Origin of the sequence: Halolamina sp. CBA1230 (assembly GCF_002025255.2) — an archaeon.
Lineage (GTDB): Archaea > Halobacteriota > Halobacteria > Halobacteriales > Haloferacaceae > Halolamina.
The window spans coordinates 1064184-1084177 of sequence record NZ_CP054587.1 but is presented as its reverse complement, the minus strand read 5'-3'; the positions used below and the strand labels follow the sequence as shown (position 1 = coordinate 1084177).

At 69.1% G+C, this 19994-nt stretch carries 23 protein-coding genes and 2 tRNA genes; 20 read left to right on the top strand and 5 right to left on the bottom strand.

Features of this window, described 5'->3' with window-relative positions; genetic code table 11:
- Positions 1 to 119 precede the first annotated feature (119 nt).
- Positions 120 to 3536, top strand: a complete 3417-nt coding sequence (gene carB, locus B4589_RS05515) for a carbamoyl-phosphate synthase large subunit (protein ID WP_079233331.1) — start codon at positions 120 to 122, stop codon at positions 3534 to 3536.
- Positions 3537 to 3608: 72 nt separating this feature from the next.
- On the opposite strand, the gene B4589_RS05510 is transcribed toward carB, so the two are convergent.
- Positions 3609 to 4430, bottom strand: coding sequence for an NAD(+)/NADH kinase (locus tag B4589_RS05510; protein ID WP_079233330.1), 822 nt, complete (start codon positions 4428 to 4430; stop codon positions 3609 to 3611).
- Positions 4431 to 4554: 124 nt separating this feature from the next.
- On the opposite strand from B4589_RS05510, the gene B4589_RS05505 reads away from it, so the two are divergent.
- From B4589_RS05505 to B4589_RS05495, 3 genes are all read left to right on the top strand, one after another.
- Positions 4555 to 5745: a KaiC domain-containing protein gene (locus B4589_RS05505; protein WP_079233329.1), complete on the top strand. Its 1191-nt coding sequence runs from the start codon at positions 4555 to 4557 to the stop codon at positions 5743 to 5745.
- A gap of 92 nt (positions 5746 to 5837) precedes the next feature.
- The gene (locus B4589_RS05500; protein ID WP_079233328.1) at positions 5838 to 6272 is read left to right on the top strand and encodes a DUF2391 domain-containing protein; all 435 of its coding nucleotides are present in this window, start codon (positions 5838 to 5840) and stop codon (positions 6270 to 6272) included.
- 260 nt (positions 6273 to 6532) lie between these two features.
- Positions 6533 to 7009, top strand: coding sequence for an N-acetyltransferase (locus B4589_RS05495; protein WP_079233327.1), 477 nt, complete (start codon positions 6533 to 6535; stop codon positions 7007 to 7009).
- 1 nt (position 7010) lies between these two features.
- Here the strand turns inward: B4589_RS05495 and B4589_RS05490 are convergent, their stop codons facing one another.
- Entirely contained in the window at positions 7011 to 7433 is a 423-nt protein-coding gene (locus B4589_RS05490) for a hypothetical protein (RefSeq protein ID WP_079233326.1), read from the bottom strand.
- A gap of 40 nt (positions 7434 to 7473) precedes the next feature.
- Complete coding sequence (locus B4589_RS05485; RefSeq protein ID WP_079233325.1) at positions 7474 to 8640, bottom strand: cystathionine gamma-synthase; 1167 nt, start codon at positions 8638 to 8640, stop codon at positions 7474 to 7476.
- 129 nt (positions 8641 to 8769) lie between these two features.
- Between B4589_RS05485 and B4589_RS05480 the strand changes: the two genes are divergently transcribed.
- The 6 genes from B4589_RS05480 (at position 8770) to B4589_RS05455 (ending at position 12951) form a co-directional block, all read left to right on the top strand.
- Positions 8770 to 9063, top strand: coding sequence for a 50S ribosomal protein L21e (locus B4589_RS05480; protein WP_079233324.1), 294 nt, complete (start codon positions 8770 to 8772; stop codon positions 9061 to 9063).
- Entirely contained in the window at positions 9063 to 9419 is a 357-nt protein-coding gene (locus B4589_RS05475; protein ID WP_079233323.1) for an RNA polymerase Rpb4 family protein, read from the top strand. The genes B4589_RS05480 and B4589_RS05475 overlap by 1 nt, the downstream gene beginning before the upstream one ends.
- Before the next feature lie 68 nt (positions 9420 to 9487).
- The gene (locus B4589_RS05470; RefSeq protein WP_079233322.1) at positions 9488 to 10093 is read left to right on the top strand and encodes a DUF655 domain-containing protein; all 606 of its coding nucleotides are present in this window, start codon (positions 9488 to 9490) and stop codon (positions 10091 to 10093) included.
- A gap of 91 nt (positions 10094 to 10184) precedes the next feature.
- The gene (locus tag B4589_RS05465; protein WP_217920485.1) at positions 10185 to 11057 is read left to right on the top strand and encodes a 16S ribosomal RNA methyltransferase A; all 873 of its coding nucleotides are present in this window, start codon (positions 10185 to 10187) and stop codon (positions 11055 to 11057) included.
- A complete protein-coding gene (locus B4589_RS05460) occupies positions 11057 to 12325 on the top strand; it encodes a mechanosensitive ion channel domain-containing protein (RefSeq protein ID WP_079233321.1) in 1269 nt (422 codons plus the stop codon). Before B4589_RS05465 ends, B4589_RS05460 begins: the two co-directional genes overlap by 1 nt.
- A complete protein-coding gene (locus B4589_RS05455) occupies positions 12322 to 12951 on the top strand; it encodes a HemK2/MTQ2 family protein methyltransferase (protein ID WP_079233320.1) in 630 nt (209 codons plus the stop codon). The genes B4589_RS05460 and B4589_RS05455 overlap by 4 nt, the downstream gene beginning before the upstream one ends.
- Before the next feature lie 98 nt (positions 12952 to 13049).
- Here the strand turns inward: B4589_RS05455 and B4589_RS05450 are convergent.
- A tRNA-Leu gene (locus B4589_RS05450) sits at positions 13050 to 13133 on the bottom strand.
- 150 nt (positions 13134 to 13283) lie between these two features.
- On the opposite strand from B4589_RS05450, the gene B4589_RS05445 reads away from it, so the two are divergent.
- The 7 genes from B4589_RS05445 (at position 13284) to B4589_RS05415 (ending at position 18290) form a co-directional block, all read left to right on the top strand.
- Positions 13284 to 13781, top strand: coding sequence for a hypothetical protein (locus tag B4589_RS05445; protein WP_079233319.1), 498 nt, complete (start codon positions 13284 to 13286; stop codon positions 13779 to 13781).
- Between the two features lies 1 nt (position 13782).
- Complete coding sequence (locus B4589_RS05440; RefSeq protein WP_079233318.1) at positions 13783 to 14562, top strand: GNAT family N-acetyltransferase; 780 nt, start codon at positions 13783 to 13785, stop codon at positions 14560 to 14562.
- Positions 14563 to 14633: 71 nt separating this feature from the next.
- Positions 14634 to 15437, top strand: coding sequence for a succinylglutamate desuccinylase/aspartoacylase family protein (locus B4589_RS05435; RefSeq protein WP_079233317.1), 804 nt, complete (start codon positions 14634 to 14636; stop codon positions 15435 to 15437).
- Between the two features lie 85 nt (positions 15438 to 15522).
- Positions 15523 to 15753: an LSM domain-containing protein gene (locus tag B4589_RS05430; RefSeq protein ID WP_079233316.1), complete on the top strand. Its 231-nt coding sequence runs from the start codon at positions 15523 to 15525 to the stop codon at positions 15751 to 15753.
- A complete protein-coding gene (locus B4589_RS05425; protein ID WP_079233315.1) occupies positions 15750 to 15926 on the top strand; it encodes a 50S ribosomal protein L37e in 177 nt (58 codons plus the stop codon). Before B4589_RS05430 ends, B4589_RS05425 begins: the two co-directional genes overlap by 4 nt.
- Positions 15927 to 16160: 234 nt before the next feature.
- On the top strand, positions 16161 to 17606 hold the full coding sequence (gene purF / locus B4589_RS05420) for an amidophosphoribosyltransferase (protein WP_079235176.1): 1446 nt from the start codon (positions 16161 to 16163) through the stop codon (positions 17604 to 17606).
- Positions 17607 to 17744: 138 nt separating this feature from the next.
- Positions 17745 to 18290, top strand: coding sequence for a cupin domain-containing protein (locus tag B4589_RS05415; RefSeq protein WP_079233314.1), 546 nt, complete (start codon positions 17745 to 17747; stop codon positions 18288 to 18290).
- Here B4589_RS05415 and B4589_RS05410 read toward each other — a convergent pair whose 3' ends face one another.
- Positions 18291 to 18854, bottom strand: a complete 564-nt coding sequence (locus B4589_RS05410) for a DUF420 domain-containing protein (protein WP_079233313.1) — start codon at positions 18852 to 18854, stop codon at positions 18291 to 18293. It lies immediately after the preceding gene.
- 159 nt (positions 18855 to 19013) lie between these two features.
- Here B4589_RS05410 and B4589_RS05405 point away from each other — a divergent pair.
- The 3 genes from B4589_RS05405 to B4589_RS05395 all read left to right on the top strand — a co-directional run bounded on the left by B4589_RS05405 (position 19014) and on the right by B4589_RS05395 (position 19917).
- Positions 19014 to 19098, top strand: a tRNA-Leu gene (locus B4589_RS05405).
- A 197-nt stretch (positions 19099 to 19295) separates the two neighbouring features.
- Positions 19296 to 19475 (top strand): hypothetical protein, encoded by a 180-nt coding sequence (locus B4589_RS05400; RefSeq protein WP_079233312.1) that lies wholly within the window; start codon positions 19296 to 19298, stop codon positions 19473 to 19475.
- Positions 19476 to 19551: 76 nt separating this feature from the next.
- Complete coding sequence (locus B4589_RS05395; RefSeq protein ID WP_079233311.1) at positions 19552 to 19917, top strand: DUF6176 family protein; 366 nt, start codon at positions 19552 to 19554, stop codon at positions 19915 to 19917.
- Positions 19918 to 19994: the final 77 nt, after the last annotated feature.

Below are 19994 nucleotides of genomic sequence, written 5' to 3'. Positions count from 1 at the left end.
TCCCGGTTACGCTCGCAGGTGTGTTCCGCACCACCGACTGGTTTCGAAATTCGTAATATCGCTTCGGACCTCGTAGCCATTCGCCGAGCTTATTACGATTCACGTACTCGGAAGGAGTAATGACGGACACCGGCAGTGACGACGGAGCGGCGGCGGAACCGGAGCCAGTCACAGCGGGCGATACTGGTGCCGGTGCGGGCCGGACCATCCTGCTGATCGGGAGCGGGCCGATCCAGATCGGGCAGGCCGCGGAGTTCGACTACTCCGGCGCCCAGGCCTGCCGGGCGCTCCAGGAGGAGGACGCGGAGGTCGTGCTCGTCAACTCGAACCCCGCGACGATCATGACCGACCCCGAGACGGCCGACCGCGTGTACGTCGAACCCATCACGCCCGAGGCCATCGCGGAGGTCATCCGGAAGGAGAACCCCGACGGCGTGATCGCCGGTCTCGGCGGCCAGACCGGGCTGAACGTCACCGCCGAACTCGCCGAACAGGGCGTGCTCGAGGAGTACGACGTCGAGGTCATGGGCACGCCGTTGGACACGATCTACGCGACCGAGGACCGCGACCTGTTCCGCCAGCGCATGGAGGATCTGGGCCAGCCGGTGCCCGCGTCGACGACCGTCACGCTCGAGGAGGGCGAGTCCGCGACGGAGATGAGCGAGGACGCACTCAAGGAGCGCGTCGAGGACGCCGTCGACGAGGTCGGCGGCCTCCCGGTGATCGCCCGCACCACCTACACGCTGGGCGGTTCGGGCTCCGGCGTCGTCCACGAGATGGACGAACTGCTCGAACGCACGCGCAAGGGGCTCAGGCTCTCGCGCAACGACGAGGTGCTGATCACCGAGTCGATCTCGGGCTGGGTCGAACTGGAGTACGAGGTGATGCGCGACGCGGGCGACTCCTGTATCATCATCTGCAACATGGAGAACCTCGACCCGATGGGGATCCACACGGGCGAGTCGACGGTCGTCACGCCGTCGCAGGTGATCCCCGACGACGGCCACCAGGAGATGCGCGACGCGGCGCTGGAGGTGATCCGCGACCTCGGCATCCAGGGCGGCTGTAACATCCAGTTCGCGTGGCGCGACGACGGCACTCCCGGCGGCGAGTACCGCGTCGTCGAGGTGAACCCGCGCGTCTCCCGCTCCTCCGCGCTGGCGTCGAAGGCGACGGGCTACCCGATCGCCCGCGTCACCGCGAAGGTCGCGCTGGGCAAGCGCCTCCACGAGATCACCAACGAGATCACGGGCGAGACCACCGCCGCCTTCGAGCCGGCGATCGACTACGTGGTGACGAAGGTGCCCCGCTGGCCCATCGACAAGTTCCCCGACACCGACTTCACGCTCTCGACGGCGATGAAATCCACCGGCGAGGCGATGTCGATCGGCCGCACGTTCGAGGAGTCGCTGCTGAAGGCGCTCAGAAGCTCCGAGTACGACCCGGCCGTGGAGTTCGACGCGCTGGAGGACGAGGAGCTCCGCAAGGGGTATCTCGAACGCCCGAGCCCGGACCGCCCGTACGCGATGTTCGAGGCGTTCGAGCGCGGCTTCTCGGTCGAGGAGGTCGTGGAAGCGACGGGCATCTACGAGTGGTACGTCGAGCGCTTCGCCCGCATCGTCGAGGCGAGCAAGGAGGTCGTCGACGGCGAGTTCACGCCCGCGGCGGTCGCGGGGTTCACGAACGCCGAGATCTCCGCGCTCGCGGGCAACGTGTTCGAGGACAGCAGCCTGACGTGGCTGCCCGAGACCCGCGGCGCGTGGCGCGAGGCCGCCGAACCCGTCGCCCCCGGCGCCGAGAGCGAGGGGCTGCCCGTCTCCGCCGAGCGCGCGGGCGTCGGCGAGGTGGAGGCGACTGTCCCCGGCCGCACGTACAAGCAGGTGGACACCTGCGCGGGCGAGTTCGCGGCGTCGACGCCGTACTACTACTCCTCGCGCAAGCCGCCGTCGTTCACCGGGCCGTTCGAGGGCGAGGCCGCGGCGGGCGAACTCCAGGTCGACCGCGACGCCGAGAGCGTCGTCGTGGTCGGTGGCGGCCCGATCCGTATCGGGCAGGGCGTGGAGTTCGACTACTGTGCGGTCCACGCGGTCCGTGCGCTCTCGGAGCTCGGCATCGACGCCCACGTGCTCAACAACAACCCCGAGACGGTGTCGACGGACTACGACACCTCCGACGGGCTGTTCTTCGAGCCGATCACTGCCGAGGAGGTCGCCGACGCCATCGAGGCCACCGACGCCGACGGCGTGATGGTCCAGTTCGGCGGGCAGACCTCCGTCGACGTCGGCGAGCCCCTGAAGGACGAACTCGACCGCCGCGGGATCGACTGCGAGATCCTCGGCACCAGCGTCGACGCGATGGACCTCGCGGAGGACCGCGACCGCTTCAACCGCCTGATGACCGAGCGCGGGATCGAACAGCCCGCCGGCGGCTCCGCGACCAGCGAGGCGGAAGCACTCGATCTCGCTCACGAGATCGGCTACCCAGTGCTCGTGCGCCCCTCCTACGTGCTCGGCGGGCGCGCGATGGAGATCGTTCACAGCGACGACGAGCTCGAGGAGTACGTCGAGGAGGCGGTCCGCGTCTCCCCCGAGAAGCCGATCCTGATCGACTCGTTCCTGGAGGACGCGGTCGAACTCGACGTCGACGCCGTCGCCGACGGGGAGGACGTGCTGATCGGCGGCGTGATGGAACACGTCGAGAGCGCGGGCGTCCACTCGGGCGACTCCGCCTGCGTGATCCCGCCGCGCTCGCTGGACGAGGCGACGATGGCTCGCGTCCGCGAGGTCGTCGAGGAGATCGCGGAGGCGCTCGAGACGGTGGGGCTGCTGAACGTCCAGTTGGCCGTGAAGAACGGGGAACGCGAGGCGCAACGCGCCTCGGAAGCGAGCGGTGAAACCGCGAGCGAGCCGACCGTGTACGTGCTCGAAGCGAACCCCCGCTCCTCCCGTACCGTCCCGTTCGTCTCGAAGGCGACGGGCGTGCCGATCGCGAAGCTCGCGGCCCGCGCGATGGCCGGCGAGCCGCTGGCCGAGATGGACGTCGCCGAGCAGATCCCCGAGCAGCCCAGCGTGAAGGAGGTCGTGCTCCCGTTCGACCGCCTGCCGGAGTCGGACCCCCGCCTCGGCCCGGAGATGAAGTCCACCGGCGAGGTGATGGGCACCGCCGGGAGCTTCGGCGCCGCCTACGGCAAGGCACAGATCGCCGCTGGCAACGAGATCCCGGAGTCCGGCACGCTCGCGGTCGACGGCGACTGGCCCGACGAGGTGGTCGACGAGTTCGCCGAGCACCTCGATCTGGTCGCCCCTGACGACCTCGAGACGGCGCTGATGGCCGGCGAGGTCGACTTCCTGCTGTCGACGGAGCGTGATAGCCTCAGAACGGCCGTCGACGAGGACGTCCCCTACCTCTCGACCGAAGTGTCCGCTCGCGCGGCGCTCGACGCGCTCGACGCCGCGGCGGCGGCCGACGGACCGCTGGCCGGCGTCGACGTGGCCGCGCTGTCGGACCGGCCGACGCGCGAGGACAACTGGGGCTGAACCCCGAGCGAGCCACGAACTCCTTCGGAACCCCTCGACACTGTCCACGGGCCGTCCGGCGACGGAGCGACCCTACTCGAGCTTGTTCAGCGCCTCGAAGAACTCGGAGTCGGGGCCGGCGATCCGCACCGGGGTGTCAGCGGTCCGGATCGTCACCATCACGGGAAGCTCCGGGCTCCGGGTCACGCGGCCGTCGACGACGACGTGAGCCTCGGGCGCGCCCGAGAGACGGACCGTGATCTCGCTGTCGAGGCCGACCGCGAGCGGCGGCATTCCCGCGTCGGCGCACATCTCGTTGAGCACGATCGCGTCCACGTCGGGGTGGACCAGCGACCCGCCCTCGGAGAGGTTGTACGCGGTCGACCCTGTCGGCGTCGCCGCGAGCACGCCGTCGGCTCGCCCCGAGGAGAACAGCGAGCCGGCGACCCGGATTTCGAGGTCGACGCCGCCAGCGCGGCCGCGCTGGGGACCCTGCAGCACGATCTCGTTGACCGCCGACGGGCTCTTCCACTCCTCGCCCGCGGCGACGAGCCGCGGCGCCTCGCGGACCGAGAGCTCGTCCGCCCGCAGCGCCTCGACCTCGCGCATCACCTCGTCGACGGCCTCCTCCGGGCCGACGGCGTTGAGGAAGCCCACCTCGCCGAGGTTGACGCCGAGGATGGGGGTGCCGCCGACCCCGCGGGCCGCGAACAGGAACGTGCCGTCGCCGCCGATGGCGACGACGAGGTCGCAGGCGTCCATCGCGTCGACCGGGTGGCCGGACTCGTCGTGTGTGCGCGCCGTGGCTTCGTCGAGCCACACGTCGACGTCGACCTCCCGGAGGCGGTCGCGGATATCCGCCGCCAGGAACGACGCCCGCTTGTTGCCCCGGTTCGCGACGATACCGACCAGCATGGCTCGCGGTTCCCACCCCGCCGGCAAAAGCGCGCGGATACGACTCGGCACGGACAACCTTCATTTGCGGGCGCGCCGAGGGTCCGACAATGACCGACCGCCCCGCGGAGGTGGGCGCGCCCACATGAGCGACGACGAGGAAGAGGACTGGTTCGAGCGCGCGATGCGCGAGGCCGACGAGGGAGCGGAGCGTTCGGCCGAGGACGAGGAGGAATCCGACGACGGATCCGAGAGTGGGGCGCCCGACGAAGGGGAGACTGCCGACGCCGACGAGGAGCCCGTGGAGCGCTCCGAGTCCGACCCGTTCGGCGGAGGGGAACTCGACCAGTTCGGGGAGTCCGGCGCCGGGAGCGACACCGGGGGGGAGGCGGACTCGTTCGGTGGCGGCGGCGAGGGCGGGGCCGACCCGTTCGGTGGCGTCGCCGGCGGCGAGCGCTCCGAGTCCGGGGCAGACCCGTTCGGCGACGCTTCCGGCTTCGGCGAGCGCGGGAGCGGCGGCGGCGCGATCGGCGAGGAGGGCGGTGCGGGCGAGTTCGGCGGAGGCGGCAGCGAGGGGTTCGGTGGCGGCGGCTTCGGCGGCGAGCCGGAGTCGTTCGACGAGGCCGAGCTCGACTCGGACATCGACCGCATCGACGTGGGGATCGAGGGGCTGGACGAGATGGTTCTCGGCGGCGTCCCGAAGCGTTCGCTGATGGTCGCCATCGGCGCCGCCGGGACCGGGAAGACCACGTTCGGCCTCCAGTTCCTGACCGAGGCGCTGCAGAACGACGGGCGGGCGATCTACGTCACGCTGGAGGAGTCCCGCGAGGCGATCCTCTCGACCGCCGAGGAGAAGGGCTGGTCGTTCCGCGAGTGGCGCGAGGAGGGGCGGCTGGCGATCGTCGCGATGGACCCCATCGAGATGGCGAACTCGCTGTCGTCGATCCGGAACGATATCTCCCGACTCGTCGAGGAGTTCAACGCCGATCGACTGGTACTGGACTCGGTGTCGCTGCTGGAGATGATGTACGACCACCCGGCCCAGCGCCGCTCGGAGGTGTTCGACTTCGCGCGCTCGCTCAAACGCGCGGGGGTGACGACGATGCTCACCTCCGAGGCCAACAGCGACGACCCCTACACCTCGCGGTACGGGATCATCGAGTACCTCGTGGACGCGGTGTTCATCCTCCAGTACGTCCGGCCCTCGGACTTCCGGGAGACGCGGCTGGCGGTGGAGATCCAGAAGATCCGGGACGCGAACCACTCCCGCGAGACCAAGCCCTACGAGATCACCAACGAGGGGATCTCGGTGTACCGGCAGGCGAACATCTTCTGAACGGACGGGTCGGCGACTGTCAGCCGACCCGGTCGGACGCTCCCTCCCGTCGCTCCCGCCGGAGTAAAGACCGCCCGCCCCGACGGTGGCGTATGACCAGTATCGCGCGGTCGATCCTCCGCCGGCTGTTCAACCGGGAGTTCCGTCCGGCCGACGTGGCTCAGCAGGTCGTCGGCGGGTTCCTGCTCGCCGGCCCGTTCGTGGTCACCGAGGAGGTGTGGGTGCTCGCGGGCGTTATGGGGAGGCTCCAGTGGGCGGTCGTGGTCGCGATGGTGGTCGCCATCGGCTGGGGGGCGCTCTACCGCGCGGACAGCGGCCGTGACGCCGACGACGAGACCGAGGTTGCGGGGATCCCCTCCCGGTTCCTGACGCTGATGCTCGTCTCCTTCGGTTCGGTGCTGGTGCTGGCGTACAGCTTCGCCGCGCCCGAGGCGTTCGACGCCGACGCGGCCCAGACCGGGAAGGCAGTGAGCATCGGCGCCGTGTTCGCGGTGGTGGGTGCGGCCACCGCCGACAGCGTGTTTTGACCTCCCACGGCGCGTGCCCTGCTCCAGCCTCCGTGCTGGAGCCACGAAACTAGACGCCGTGGGAGTGTTTGACCGTCGGCGGCGAGTGACCGCTCGCGGTCTCCGTGCCGCGAGCGCGGAGCGTCGTGCCGTGATCGTGTGGCGTCCAAAGACCCCACGAGACCGACCACGCCCTCCTCCGACCCGTGTCGATCCGTGCGGTTCGCTGACGTCACCCGACGACGGAGTTAAATCCCCGTCACGACTACCACTCGGCAACAGTGAGCGCGACGGTCGAGACGCGCCGGGATCCGCGTGGCGACGCCACCCACGAGGCCCAGGCGTGGCAGCTGAAAGAACGGATCCGCCGGGCGGAAGGCGTGCTGAAGCAGCGCCGGAGCTTCTTCAGGGACGCCTACCGCCGTGCCGACTGCCGACTGCTGTTCGTCGACGACGAGCTCGCGGGCTTCGTCTCCGCGCGCCGGGACGGGTACATCCTCTTCCTCGCGGTGGCGCCGGAGTACCGCGGCGAGGGGTTCGGCCAGCGCCTCGTCGCCGCGATCGCGGAGGATCACGACTCGGTGACCTGCCACGCTCGGGCGACCAACGAGGACGCGCTCTCCTTCTACCGCCACATCGGGTTCGAGGTGGTGCGCCGCATCGACGCCTACTACGAGGACGGCGGCGACGCCTACTACCTCAAACTCGGCGAGGAACGCAGCATCTCGGAGAAACTATCGGAGTTCGTTCGAAGGTAGTTCAGCCGGCGAGGGAGTCCCGGACACTGTCGCCCTCCAGTACGATCGCCCCGATGACGATCGTGAGCCCGCCCGCCACGAACGTTGCAGCCACGAGTGATCTTCCTTGGAGCGCCCGGTTCAACGGCGCGTACGCGACGACGGCGCCGACGCCGAACAGGAGTCCTGCGGTCGCCAGCGCGTAGGCGGCGTCGGTCCCACGGGAGACCGGGTAGCCGCGTTCGCGGAGCGTCGACGCCAGTCGAGTGAGCGACAGATAGGCGACGATCGAAGCGGCGGCGAAGCAGCCGCCGAACGCGACCAGTCTCGTCGTTCCCGTGAGATCGGCCGGGTCGAACACCAGCCACGTGATCGCCGCGGCCGCTGCGTACCCCAGCGTGGCGGCGCCGACAGTCCGGCCGAACTGCGAGGCGCCCTCTCCCATCGATCAGAGTCAACGTCGCACGAAACAAAAGCGTTTGTCGCTACAGCGCCTCGTCGAACGCCCCCTGTAGGTCGGCCTTCAGATCGTCGACGTGCTCGACGCCGACGCTGACGCGGATCAGCCCGTCGGTCAGCCCCGCGGCCTCGCGTTCCTCCTTCGGAATCGCGGCGTGGGTCATCGTCGCCGGCTGCTCGATCAGGCTCTCGACGCCGCCGAGCGATTCGGCGAGCGTGAACACGTCGGTCTCGGAGACGACCGTCCGGGCCTGGTCGAGCGTGCCGTCGAGTTCGAAGCTGAGCATCCCGCCGAAGTCGTCCATCTGCTCGCTCGCCAGTTCGTGGTCCGGGTGGCTCTCCAGCCCGGGGTAGTAGACGCGGTCCACCGCGTCGTGGTCCTGCAGCCAGTGAGCCAGTTCGCTCGCGTTCTCGCAGTGACGGTCCATCCGCACGGGCAGGGTCTTCGTCCCGCGGAGGACGAGGAAGCAGTCGAACGGCGACGGCGTCGCGCCGACGGAGTTCTGGTAGAACCCGATCCGGTCGTCGAGTTCGGGGTCGTCGACGATCAGCGCGCCGCCGACCACGTCGGAGTGGCCGCCGAGATACTTCGTCAGCGAGTGGGAGACGATGTCCGCGCCGTGTTCCAGCGGGCGCTGGAGCATCGGGGTCGCGAACGTGTTGTCCACCGCCGAGAGCGCGCCGTACTCGTCGGCGATGTCGGTCAGCGCGTCGATGTCGTTGACGTTCAGCAGCGGGTTCGTGGGCGTCTCGACCCAGAGCAGTTCGGTGTTCTCCTGTATCGCGTCGCGGACGGCGTCGTGGTCCGTGGTGTCGACGAAGTCGAACTCCAGGTCGTACTCCTCGTACACCTGCGTGAAGATGCGGTGGGTGCCGCCGTACACGTCGTCGCCGGCGACGACGTGGTCGCCGGATTCGAGCAGATTGAGGACCGTGTTGATCGACCCCATCCCCGAGGAGAACGCGCGGCCGAACTCCCCGCCCTCGAGTGCGGCGAGGTTCGCTTCCAGATCGGTCCGGGTTGGGTTGCCCGTCCGGGAGTACTCGTAGCCGCGGTGGTCGCCCGGCGCGTCCTGCTCGTACGTGGAGTTGGCGTAGATCGGCGTCATCAGCGCACCGGTCTCCTCGTCGGGCTCCTGGCCGGCGTGGATCGCGCGCGTCTCGATCCGTTCCTCGTCGTTGTCGTCGCTCATACCCGCATCTGGGCCGGTGGGGGCGTCATAGTTCCGCTTCCGGCGCGGCTGGTGGGGTGTCTCGGCGACAGCTGCCGACCCGAGAACGCATCGTTTATACGCCGACCGCCAGTACGCGACGACAAGACCATGCCTAGCTCCAACGGGCCCACCACTGGAACGCGGAACAAGCTCTCGAACCACCCCCGCGAGCGCGGTATGTCGCCGCCCCAGCGCGCCATCGCCGAGTTCGACGAGGGCCAGAAGGTCCACCTCGTGCTCGACCCCTCGGTGGAGGACGGGCGCTTCCACGCGCGCTTCAACGGCCACACAGGCGAGGTCGTCGGCCAGCAGGGCGACGCGTTCAAGGTGCAGATCACCGACGGCGGCAAGGAGAAGACGATCATCGCCACCGCCGCCCATCTCCGCGCGCAGGAGGAGTAATGACGATCTTCAAAGAGAAGCTCGACGAGGAGTATCTCACCGCGGCCGAGGTGAAAGAGGAGCTCCAGTCCGTCGAGGAGCAGCGCGCGGCCGACGAGGACCGCGAGCTCCGCTACGAGCTCGCCCGCGCCATCGAACACGTCAACCGCTTCGCCCTCCTCGACGCCGAGGAGTCCCGCGAGCTGGTCGAGCGCCTGCAGGAGCTCGACAAGGTCGACGACCCGACCGCTCACAAGATCGCGGACCTGCTCCCCCGCGACCGCGACGAGCTGCGAACGGTGTACGCACAGGAGCGCTACTCGCTGTCTGGCGACGAGCTCGACGAGATCCTCAACATCGTCGCCGAGTACGCCTGATCGCGGGCGCGCTCGACTCGTTCTCACGCCGGGCGACAGTTTATCCGTCGGGGTGACTAATCCCGGCCATGAGCGACGCCGAAGAGTCCGGTACGGCCGAGGACGCCGCCGAGGACGAGGCGGTCGAGCACGCGGTCGTGCTCGACCATCTCCCGTACGGACGGCCCGACGACGACCGGCCACAGCACCAGAAACCCGAGATCGCCTACGCCGTCGGCGAGGAGAACTTCGACCTGTTCGAGCTCACGCTGGCCGACGACGCCGACGTGAGTATCGGCGACCGGATCGTCGTCGCGCCCGACGCCGACCGGGAGCTCGTCCAGCGCTACCGGGAGATCGACCACGACGACCTCTCCCGGGGCGCCGAGCAGGAGCTGGAGTACGTGATCGAGGAGATCGTCGAACGCCACCCCCAGCGCTTCCTCGACTACTTCAACGACGCCCAGCCGCTGACGCTGCGGCTCCACCAGCTCAACGTCCTGCCCGGGATCGGCGAGAAGCTCCGGGACGACATCCTCGAGAGCCGCAAACGGGAGGGCCCCTTCGAGAGCTTCGAGGAGCTGGAGGAGCGGATCTCCGGCCTCCACGACGCCAAGGGAACCGTCGTCGACCGGATCATCGAGGAGCTGACGGAGGACGTGAAGTACCAGGCGTTCGTCGGCGAGGAGCAGTAGCGTCTCGCCGGCACGGTGAGCCGGCGAGGGGGACGCATCTCGGCGCAGCCGGAACGGGGCTTTTAACGCCGGCGACGCGCTATCGCCGGTAATGACTGGGGCCGACGACCTGCGGGACCCCGACGCCCTCATCCGGCGGGCCAAGCGGGGGAACCCGGAGTTCGACCAACACTTCCTCGTCGACGACCGGGTGCTCGACCGGCTGCCGGGCTACCTGCCCGAAGGGGCCGACCGCTCGCACGTCCTCGAGATCGGCGGCGGGACGGGCGCGCTCACCGATCGCCTGCTCGACGCCGCGCCCGCCGGCGGGGAGGTGACCGTCGTCGAGCGCGACCCGGATCTCGTCTCGTTCCTCCGGGAGGAGTTCGCCGGCGCGATCGACGCCGGCGACCTGACCGTGATCGCGGGCGACGCGCTCGCAGTCGACCTGCCGGAGTTCACGGCGTCGGTGTCGAACCTCCCCTACGGCGCCTCCTCCGAGATCGCGTTCGATCTCCTGCCCCGGGAGTGCCCGCTCGTCCTGATGTTCCAGCAGGAGTTCGCCGAGCGCATGGTCGCCGCGCCGGGCGAGGACGACTACGGTCGGCTCTCCGTGTCGGCCCAGCACTACGCCGACGTGGAGATCGTGGAGCACGTCCCCGCCGAGGCGTTCGACCCCCGCCCCCGCGTCGACAGCGCGGTCGTTCGCTGTACGCCGCGCGAACCGGAGTACGAGGTGGCCGACGAGGCCTTCTTCCTCAGGTTCGTGAAGGCGCTGTTCACCCAGCGCCGGAAGACGATGCGCAACGCCGTCCGGAACACCGCCCACATCTCGGGGCTAGAGGAGCCGGACGCCGTCGTGGACGCGGCGGAGGAGTCGCTGATGAGCCAGCGTGCGGGAACCGTTTCGCCGGCGGAGTTCGCCGAGCTGGCGCGGATTGCGACACGCATCGACCCCGGCGTCGTCGCCGAGGGGGACGACTGATGCTCGGCAACTATCCGCTCCAGGACGTGATCCAATCGACGTTCTCGTCGATGCAGGCCAGAGTGCTGGTGACGGTGCTCGCACTGGTGCTGCTGGCGATCGTCGGCGTCGGGGTGCGCTCGATCGGCCCGCGGCTGAAGGAGTATCTCGACGACGCCGTCGCCGAGTCGGCCCAGGCCGGGTTCATGGCGCTGTGTACGGCGATCGTCTCGCTGTTCCTGATCTCGGTCTGGCGGGCCGGCGGGCTGGTCGAGCGCGGCTTCGAACAGATCGACCCATCCCCGAGTCAGGTCGCCGCGATCGGGCTGACGTTCGTCATCCTCGTGGCCTCCTACGGGCTGACGCGGCTCACCAAGAGTAGCATCCGGCGACTCTCGAAGGAGCGCGGGGCGATCAGCGATCATCAGCAGGAGGTCGCCCACCACCTCGTTCAGATCGTTATCTTCGCGATGGCGGTGCTGGTGGTGCTGGGGATCTGGAACGTCGACCCTGGCCAACTGCTGCTCGGCGCGGGGGCTGCAGGTATCATAATCGGCCTCGCGGCCCGGCAGACGCTGGGTGCGGTGCTCGCCGGCTTCGTGGTGCTGTTCTCGCGGCCGTTCGATCTGGGCGACTGGGTCGTGATCGGCGAGGAGGAGGGGATCGTCACCGACATCAGCGTGTTCAACACCCGAATCCGGACGTTCGACGACGAGTACGTGATGATCCCCAACGACATCGTCACGGCCACCGAGATCCGCAACCGCTCCCGGAAGGGCCGCCTGCGGATCGAGACCGACGTCGGCGTCGACTACGACACCGACGTGGAGCACGCGATGGAGGTCGCCGCCGAGGCGATGGCCGAGACGGAGACGCCGATGGAGCGCCCCGACCCAAACGTCGTGCTCTCGGAGTTCAGCGGCTCCAGCGTGGTGCTGAAGCTGCGCTACTACATCGACAACCCCAGCGCCCGGAAGATGTGGAAGGCCCGAACGGAGGTAATGACGGCGGTCAAGGAGGCGTTCGACGCCGAGGGGATCAAGATCCCGTACCCACAGCGGGAACTCTCCGGCCGGCCGGAGGCCGGCGGGCTCGCGGTCTCGGGCGTCAGTGCGAGTGACGTGACCGACGGCGACGCCGACGACACGGAGGAGGACAGCGAGGCGGACGACGACCGCATCGAGCGGGAGGACGCCGCCGACGCTGACGAGCGTGAGAACGGCGATAGTGCCGCCGAGAAGAACGACGGGGATACCGACGACGAGAGCGACACCGAGGCGGACGAATGACCGACGGGGACGACTCGTCGGTGTCGGGACTCGCCGAGCGTCGCGGACAGGAGACGAAGGTGTACCAGCCGGCGGAGGACTCGGGGCTGCTCGCCGACGCCGCCGCGGAGTTCGCCCGCGGCCGCACGCTCGAGGTCGGCACTGGCTCGGGCTGGGTCGCCGAACAGGTCGCCTCGGAGGTTCCCGAAACCGTCGCCGCTGACGTGAACCCCCACGCTTGCCGGCAGGCTCGGGAGCGCGGCGTCGAGGCAGTCCGGACGAACCTCACGGACGCGTTCGCCGACGGGAGCTTCGAGACGGTGCTGTTCAACCCTCCCTACCTCCCGACAGATCCGGAGAACGAGTGGGACGACTGGATGGAGCAGGCGCTCTCCGGCGGCGAGAGCGGCCGAGAGCTGATCGAGCCGTTTCTCGACGACCTCGGGCGCGTGCTCGCGCCCGGCGGGCAGGCGCTGCTGCTCGTCTCCTCGCTCGCGGGGTTCGAGGAGGTCGAGGAGCTGGCCCGCGATGCCGGCTTCGTCCCCGAGGAGGTGCGACAGGAGTCGTACCCTTTCGAGACGCTGTCGATCCTGCGGCTGACGCGGTTCTCGATCTGTGGGAAGCCGTCGAGCGGGAAGATCGAGTAGCGGACCGTAGCTGTCGCTGGTCGAGTTCTGTCGAAGTTTTGCGAGGGAAGAACGCTCTGTGAGCGTCCTCCCGCATCACGGGGTGGTTGCCCCGACGATGCGAGGGAAGGGATTTGAACCCTTGGACCTCTACAGGAGCGGATCTTGAGTCCGCCGCCGTTTCCCAGCTTGGCTACCCTCGCACGCAGTCCGGGAGAACGGGCCGTCGGGGTTTAAGCCAACGGTTCGGGCCGACCCACGGTCGTGACAGGCTCGCCGGCGATAGTTTCACACTCGCCGCCTCCACGCGCCGGCGATAGTTTCACACCCTCCCCCGCACTACTGCCCCGACGATGGACGAGCACACCCGCGACCCCGGCGTCGCGCCGCCGCTGGGGGACCCGACCGGGTGGCGTGAGGACCGGCGCTGGGAGCACGCGACGCTCCGGCGTGCGGCCGAGCACGGCGTTCGCCTCTACAACGACGCCGCCTACACCGAGAGCTACGACTGCTTCAAGTTCGAGTGGTACAACTACGGCCGCGGGACCGCGGAGTCGGCGTTCTGCCACGGGATGCAGCAGGTCGCCGCCGGCACGCACAAACACGCCGCCGACTGCGGGCGCGGTGCCGACGCCGGCGACGCCGGGATGCGCTCGCTGTTCTCGACCGCGCTCGACTACCTCCGCGGGGTGCCCGACGACTTCTACGGCGTCGACGTCGCCGCGGTCCGCCGGCGGCTGCTGGTCGCGATCTTCGAACCGCGCCTGATCGACGACTGGCACATCGCGATCGACGACCACACCCCCGACGCCTACCCCGCCGACTACGAGTACGCGACGGGGTTGGGCTGACGTGCTCCCCTCCCAGCGCGTCGCCGACGCGGAGTACGCGAAACGCCGCGCGCTCGCCGACGTGACCGAGACGCGGTTCGGCCCGTTCGTCCACGACCCCGACCACGACGACCGCGCGGCGGCGACGCAGCTGCTCGACGCGCGACTGCCGACCGTCGACGCACCGCTGCCCGACCGTGATCAGGCCGCGCGGGCGCTTCTCGACAGACTGGACTCGCTGTTCGACCGCTGCAATCTCCCACACCGCGTCGTCGCTGGGACCGACCCCGAAACTGCGGCCCGACTCGCACCGCTCGCACGGGATCGGGGGTACGAACGCGAGAACTACTGGGCGCTGCTCCCCCACCGCGTCGAGGCGCCCGACAGCCGGAACGGTCTCCGGTTCGACGGCCGGCCCCACGGGAGCGACGCCGCCCGAACCGTCCACGAGTTGGTGGGGCGCGACCCCGCGGGTGTCGCCTACGCGGCCGCATTCACGAGCGCGCTCGGTGGCACGGAACTGGTCGCGTTCCGCGGCGAGGACCCCGTCGGCGCCGCCGGCTGGTACGTCCACGACGGAGGGGGAGACGAGGCACCGGTCGCTCGGCTGACTCACGTCGGCGTCGCTCCCGGCATCCACGGCGAAGGCATCGGTGCCGCGCTGATCCGGAGGGTCGTCGATCGCTGCCCGCTCCCGAGCAGCCGGATCGTCGTCTGTGCGACTGGCGAGCGGACCGGGTTCTACGAGCGGATCGGGTTCGTCCGGAACAACGCTCTCTGGCGGTTCGCTCGCCTCCCCTGAGTCCGCCTCCCGACGCGGCAGATGCGCCCGAAGCCGAGCCCTTCTTGCCCGTTCGTCCCGTTCCGTACAGTATGCAGATCCACCAGTTGGGTGAGGGCCAACCCGAGCTGGCCGTCGTCGCCGGGATCCACGGCGACGAGCCGTGTGGGGTGCGGGCGGTCGAGCGACTCCTCGCCGAGGAGCCCGACGTCGACCGACCGGTGAAGCTGATCATCGCCAACGAGGAGGCGCTCGAGGCTGGCGAGCGGTTCCTCGAAGCGGACCTCAACCGCGTGTTCCCGGGCGATCCCGAGGGGGATACCCACGAGTCGCGGCTCGCCCGCGAACTCGCTCGGGAGGTACAGGACTGTACGGTGCTGGCGCTCCACTCCACGCAGTCCTACGCCGAACCGATCGCGGTGATCGACACCGTCGACGAGATCGCGCGCTCGTTCGCGCCGTTGCTCCCCGTGGACGTGCTGATCGAGACCGACAACTACACCGACGGCCGGCTGGTGGAGTACGCCCACACCATCGAGATGGAGTGTGGCCTCCAGGGGACCGATGAGGCCGCAGAGAACGCCTACTGGTTGACCCGAGCGTTCCTCGCGGCGGCGAACGCGCTGTCCGTGCCGGCGGTGGACGACCGGCTGGCCCAGCCCGAACGCGGCGAGGTCGAGGTGTTCCGTCTCGACGGCCCCATCGCCAAACCGCCGGGCCGGGAGTACGACGTGGTGGTCCCCAACTTCGAGCGCGTCGAGGCCGGCGAGCGGTTCGCGATCGCCGACGGCGAGGCCTTGACCGCCGACGAGCCGTTCTACCCCGTGCTCCTCTCGGCGGAGGGGTACGACGACATCTTCGGCTACGCCGCCGAGGCGGTCGGCACGCTGGAGTGAGACGGCCCGGCGGCCACTCCCGGAACGAGCCACGCGGCGCCGGCGGTTCGGTACGTTTATTTCCGGCACCGGGGTTTGGGTGACCATGAGTGGACGCCCGCTCGACGTGCTCGAGGAGTCGCTCTCGGAGCCGGTGACGGTCCATCTGAAGGACGGCAAGTCCTTCTACGGGAACCTCTCGGGCTACGACCAGCACATGAACGTCGTGCTCGAACCCGCCGACGCGAGCGACGCCGTGCTGGGCGAACTCGACGTCGAGGAAGTGGACAACACAACGATTATCCGTGGCGACAACGTCGTTTCGGTAACTCTATGACCGGCGCAGGAACACCCAGCCAAGGGAAGAAGAACAACACGACCCACACGAAATGTCGCCGTTGCGGCGAGAAATCCTACCACACGAAGAAGAAGGTCTGCTCGTCCTGTGGCTTCGGGAAGTCCGCGAAGCGACGCGACTACGAGTGGCAGTCGAAAAGCGGCGACAACTGACGGCTCTCGCTCCGATCTTCTCCGCCGTTCTCCCGACGACCCAGCGGTAGCTTTCGCACCGTCGACGCTCCCCGAGCCGGAGAGCACGATCGCCGCGCCGCCCATCGATATGCACGTCCCTGAATATCCTGGCGTGTTTCCGGCAACGATACAGCACGATAGCGGGGGTTTTTGGTTCCGCGTTCCCGACGGACGGGTATGCACGAGGGTTCGGCCGAAGGGCCGACCGGCGGGATGCGAGAGAAGTGCGGCGTGGTCGGTATCGCGCTCGAGGACCGCGGGGCCGCCCACCCCTGTTACTACGGCCTGTACGCGCTCCAGCACCGCGGGCAGGAGTCGGCAGGGATCGTCACCCACGACGGGTTCCAGCAGCACGACCACGTCGAGATGGGGCTCGTCGGCGAGGCGTTCGAGGAGGAGGATCTCGACGGGCTCCAGGGCTCGACCGGCGTGGGACACGTCCGCTACCCCACCGCGGGAAGCGTCGACAAAGCCTGCGCACAGCCCTTTACCGTCTCCTTCCGTTCAGGCTCGCTCGCGCTCTCGCACAACGGGAACCTGGTCAACGCCGGCGAGATCCGCGAGGAGCTGGCCGGCGAGGGCCACGCGTTCACCTCCGACGGCGACACCGAGGTGATCGCCCACGACCTCGCCCGCAATCTGCTCGACGCCGATCTCGTCCGCGCAGTCAAGCGCACGATGGACCGAGTCCACGGCTCCTACGCGCTGACGGTGATGCACGACGAGACCGTGCTCGGGATCAGGGACCCCCAGGGGAACCGCCCGCTCTGTCTCGGGAAGCTCGACGACGGCTACGTGCTCGCCTCGGAGTCGGCGGCGATCGACACGCTCGGGGGGGAGCTGATCCGGGACGTGCGGCCGGGCGAACTCGTCCTGCTCGACCCCGACGGCACGGGGTACGACAGCTACCAGCTGGTCGAGCAGGAGCACACCGCCCACTGCTTCTTCGAGCACGTCTACTTCGCGCGGCCGGACTCGGTGATCGACGAGGAACTCGTCTACGACACCCGCCGCGACCTCGGCGCGCGGCTCTGGGCGGAGTCGGGCGTCGAGAGCGACGTGGTGATGCCGGTCCCCGACTCCGGCCGGGCGTTCGCGACGGGGTACGCGGAGGCCGCGACCGAGGACCTCGGCGACGACGCGCCGGAGTTCGCGGAGGGGCTGATGAAGAACCGCTACGTCGGTCGAACGTTCATCATGCCCTCCCAGGATCAGCGCGAGCAGGCGGTCCGCCTCAAACTCAACCCGATCCGCTCGACGGTCGAGGGGAAGTCGGTGACGCTGATCGACGACAGCATCGTCCGCGGGACCACGTCGACACAGCTCGTTTCGCTGCTGGAGGAGGCCGGGGCGGAGGAGGTCCACCTCCGCATCGGCGCGCCGCAGATCCTCGCGCCCTGCTACATGGGGATCGACATGGCCTCCCGCGAGGAGCTGATCGCGGCCGGGCAGGACACCGAGGCGATCCGCGAGACGGTCGGCGCCGACTCGCTGGCGTACCTCTCGGTCGACGGCGTCGCCGAGGTGCTGGGCGAGTCCCGCGCGGACCTCTGTCTGGGCTGTGTGACGGGGGAGTACCCCTACGACATCGACGGCGAGGAGACGGACCGCGACGTGACGCGGCCGGATATCGACGGCGCCGTCGTGGCCGACGACTGATCTCGCCGGCAGGAAGAGCCGGTGAGGGCGACTGATCCCGCCGTTAACGAGAGCCGGCGACTCTCGTTCGCCAACCAGAAATCGCTGATTTCTGGTGACGGCACAAACGATTTCTCGAACCGCGCAGACCGCCAACGCATGCAGACGTTCGCTTCGAACGACGCCCCCCGCAAGTCGCTCTCGGACGCGCTGGGCACGACCGACGTAGCGATCAACCGCTACCGACTGGCGCCCGGCGAGGGGCTTCCGAGCGGCCTCCACACGCATCTCGACCAGGAGGAGGTGTTCCTCGTCCTCGACGGCACGGTGACGTTCGAGACGCTCTCTGAGCCGGTCGTCGTCGACGCCGGCGAGGCGGTCCGGTTCGCGCCCGGCGAGTACCAGACCGGCGCGAACGAGGGTGATTCGTCGGCTACGGTGCTCGCGGTCGGCGCGCCAAAGGGGAGCGAGGCGGTGCGCGTCCCGCTTGACTGTCCGGACTGTGGCCACCGTGGGCTCTCCCCGGAGTGGCGGGACGGCGAAGCGCTGCTCGCGTGTCCGGACTGCGGCGGCGAGCATCGAACGCGGGGCTGCCCGGCGTGTGAACGCGAGGAGATGCAGGTCGCGTCGGGCGAGGACGAGGGAGAGACCGTCGTAGTCTGTCCCGACTGCGGCGCAGAACGAGCGACGCCGCGGTGGACGTAGTCAGGCGACGGCGTAGAGCAGCAGGTACACCACCACGCCGAGCGCGAACGAGGTCGCCCACAGCGGCGCCGCGACCTTCCCGACTTTCCGGTGGTTCGTCTCCGGGATCGCCGAGACGGGGTGGCTCCACGCAAGCAGCAGCGCGTAGAACACCAGCGGCACGCAGACCACCGCGAGCGTGATGTGGATCCCGAGGATCGCGAGGTAGATCGTCTCGAGCAGCCCCGATCCGGGGAACTCCGACGGCCCAACGAGCGCGACGCGGTAGAGGTAGGCGACGAGGAAGGTGGCGAACAGGCCGAACGCGGCACCCATCAGTTTCCGGTGGCGCTCGACGTCCCCCCGCCGGATCGCCCGGACGCCGGCGACGATGGTGACGAACGCGGCGGCGCTGATCACCGCGTTCAGGTGCGGGATGGCGTCGACGACGGTCGACGGCGCACGGGGCAGTGTCTCGGCGGGCACGACACGCAGCGCGGCGGCGAACACCAGCGCGAGCGAGACCGCCGAGAGGATCGTCGCCGTCCCGAGCGTGTGGTCGCGGACGGTTGCACGGACGTTCATACCGGACGGTTGAGCCGACGGAGCAAGAAACGTGTGGCGACGGCACGGCGCCGTTCGCCTGCCCGCGTGACCGCGGACGATCTCGTCGCCCGACGGCGACGCCAAAAGGAAGCCCTTTTACTGGGCCGTCGGCAACAGTGGAGTGCAGAGAACACGCGAGCGTGGGTAGCCAAGCTAGGCCAACGGCGCAGCGTTGAGGGCGCTGTCCTGTAGAGGTCCGCCGGTTCAAATCCGGTCCCACGCATCGCAAGCGAGGTCGTTAGACCTCGAGACCGAGGCGGCGACGCCGCCGAGGTCGGCGGGCAACCACTCGCCACTCGATGCAGGTGCTCGTCCTCCGGACAGCACCCACGCACATTCCTTCCGAACACTACTCGAACAGCTACAGCACGGTGGGCGCTGGCCTGTGGAACTATCAGTCAGGACTCCCAAGCGACGGCTATGCCCGGTCGATCGAGCGACTCGCCGGTGCTGTTCCTGATCGGACTGCTCGTCGCCGCCGTCGCCGTTGTCGGGACGACGTTCCTCGGCTGGGAGTTCGGCGGCTCGGAGTCGTCGGTGCCGCTGGCGATCGCCGTCATCTGTGTCGCCATCGTGGCGATCAACTGGCTCCGTCAGTGACCCATCGACCGGACCGCAGTGACTCCCCGACCAGTCAGAAACACAGCGTTTTCTCGGTCGCGGTCAAGCAGCGGGTATGGCCGAGCCAACGCTCCTCAGACAGCGCGTCGACCCCGATCGCGTCGAAGACCTCCGCGAGTGGATCGCGGAGGTCCGGACCCGGCCGGACGAACACGTCGAGACACTCCGTAACGAGGGCGTCTACACCGAAACCGCGTTCCTCGAACGCATCGACGGCGACCCCTACCTCACGTACTACCTGGAGACCGAGAGCGTCGCGGCGGTGTTCGAGGCGTTCGAGAACTCCGAGTTCGACATCGACGCCGAGCACGAGGCGGTGATGCGGGAGGTACTCGAGTCGGGGGAGAACGTCGCCGACGCGGAGGTGCTGTACCACCAGGTGAACCCCGACAGGCCTGCCGAGGTCGTCCGGGACGACTGATCCGCGGAGCCACGGCTCGACGGTCGGCGTCGAAAGAAAACGGAACTCTGGAAGCGACGGTGTGAGGGGTGCTGCCG

Excerpts from the sequence above, each read along its gene's own strand:
- carB (WP_079233331.1), top strand. The coding sequence starts at position 120 with ATGACGGACACCGGCAGTGACGACGGAGCGGCGGCGGAACCGGAGCCA.
- B4589_RS05510 (WP_079233330.1), bottom strand. The coding sequence starts at position 4,430 with ATGCTGGTCGGTATCGTCGCGAACCGGGGCAACAAGCGGGCGTCGTTC.
- B4589_RS05505 (WP_079233329.1), top strand. The coding sequence starts at position 4,555 with ATGAGCGACGACGAGGAAGAGGACTGGTTCGAGCGCGCGATGCGCGAG.
- B4589_RS05500 (WP_079233328.1), top strand. The coding sequence starts at position 5,838 with ATGACCAGTATCGCGCGGTCGATCCTCCGCCGGCTGTTCAACCGGGAG.
- B4589_RS05490 (WP_079233326.1), bottom strand. The coding sequence starts at position 7,433 with ATGGGAGAGGGCGCCTCGCAGTTCGGCCGGACTGTCGGCGCCGCCACG.
- B4589_RS05485 (WP_079233325.1), bottom strand. The coding sequence starts at position 8,640 with ATGAGCGACGACAACGACGAGGAACGGATCGAGACGCGCGCGATCCAC.
- B4589_RS05480 (WP_079233324.1), top strand. The coding sequence starts at position 8,770 with ATGCCTAGCTCCAACGGGCCCACCACTGGAACGCGGAACAAGCTCTCG.
- B4589_RS05475 (WP_079233323.1), top strand. The coding sequence starts at position 9,063 with ATGACGATCTTCAAAGAGAAGCTCGACGAGGAGTATCTCACCGCGGCC.
- B4589_RS05470 (WP_079233322.1), top strand. The coding sequence starts at position 9,488 with ATGAGCGACGCCGAAGAGTCCGGTACGGCCGAGGACGCCGCCGAGGAC.
- B4589_RS05465 (WP_217920485.1), top strand. The coding sequence starts at position 10,185 with ATGACTGGGGCCGACGACCTGCGGGACCCCGACGCCCTCATCCGGCGG.
- B4589_RS05460 (WP_079233321.1), top strand. The coding sequence starts at position 11,057 with ATGCTCGGCAACTATCCGCTCCAGGACGTGATCCAATCGACGTTCTCG.
- B4589_RS05455 (WP_079233320.1), top strand. The coding sequence starts at position 12,322 with ATGACCGACGGGGACGACTCGTCGGTGTCGGGACTCGCCGAGCGTCGC.
- B4589_RS05445 (WP_079233319.1), top strand. The coding sequence starts at position 13,284 with ATGGACGAGCACACCCGCGACCCCGGCGTCGCGCCGCCGCTGGGGGAC.
- B4589_RS05435 (WP_079233317.1), top strand. The coding sequence starts at position 14,634 with ATGCAGATCCACCAGTTGGGTGAGGGCCAACCCGAGCTGGCCGTCGTC.
- B4589_RS05430 (WP_079233316.1), top strand. The coding sequence starts at position 15,523 with ATGAGTGGACGCCCGCTCGACGTGCTCGAGGAGTCGCTCTCGGAGCCG.
- B4589_RS05425 (WP_079233315.1), top strand. The coding sequence starts at position 15,750 with ATGACCGGCGCAGGAACACCCAGCCAAGGGAAGAAGAACAACACGACC.
- purF (WP_079235176.1), top strand. The coding sequence starts at position 16,161 with ATGCGAGAGAAGTGCGGCGTGGTCGGTATCGCGCTCGAGGACCGCGGG.
- B4589_RS05415 (WP_079233314.1), top strand. The coding sequence starts at position 17,745 with ATGCAGACGTTCGCTTCGAACGACGCCCCCCGCAAGTCGCTCTCGGAC.
- B4589_RS05410 (WP_079233313.1), bottom strand. The coding sequence starts at position 18,854 with ATGAACGTCCGTGCAACCGTCCGCGACCACACGCTCGGGACGGCGACG.
- B4589_RS05400 (WP_079233312.1), top strand. The coding sequence starts at position 19,296 with ATGCCCGGTCGATCGAGCGACTCGCCGGTGCTGTTCCTGATCGGACTG.
- B4589_RS05395 (WP_079233311.1), top strand. The coding sequence starts at position 19,552 with ATGGCCGAGCCAACGCTCCTCAGACAGCGCGTCGACCCCGATCGCGTC.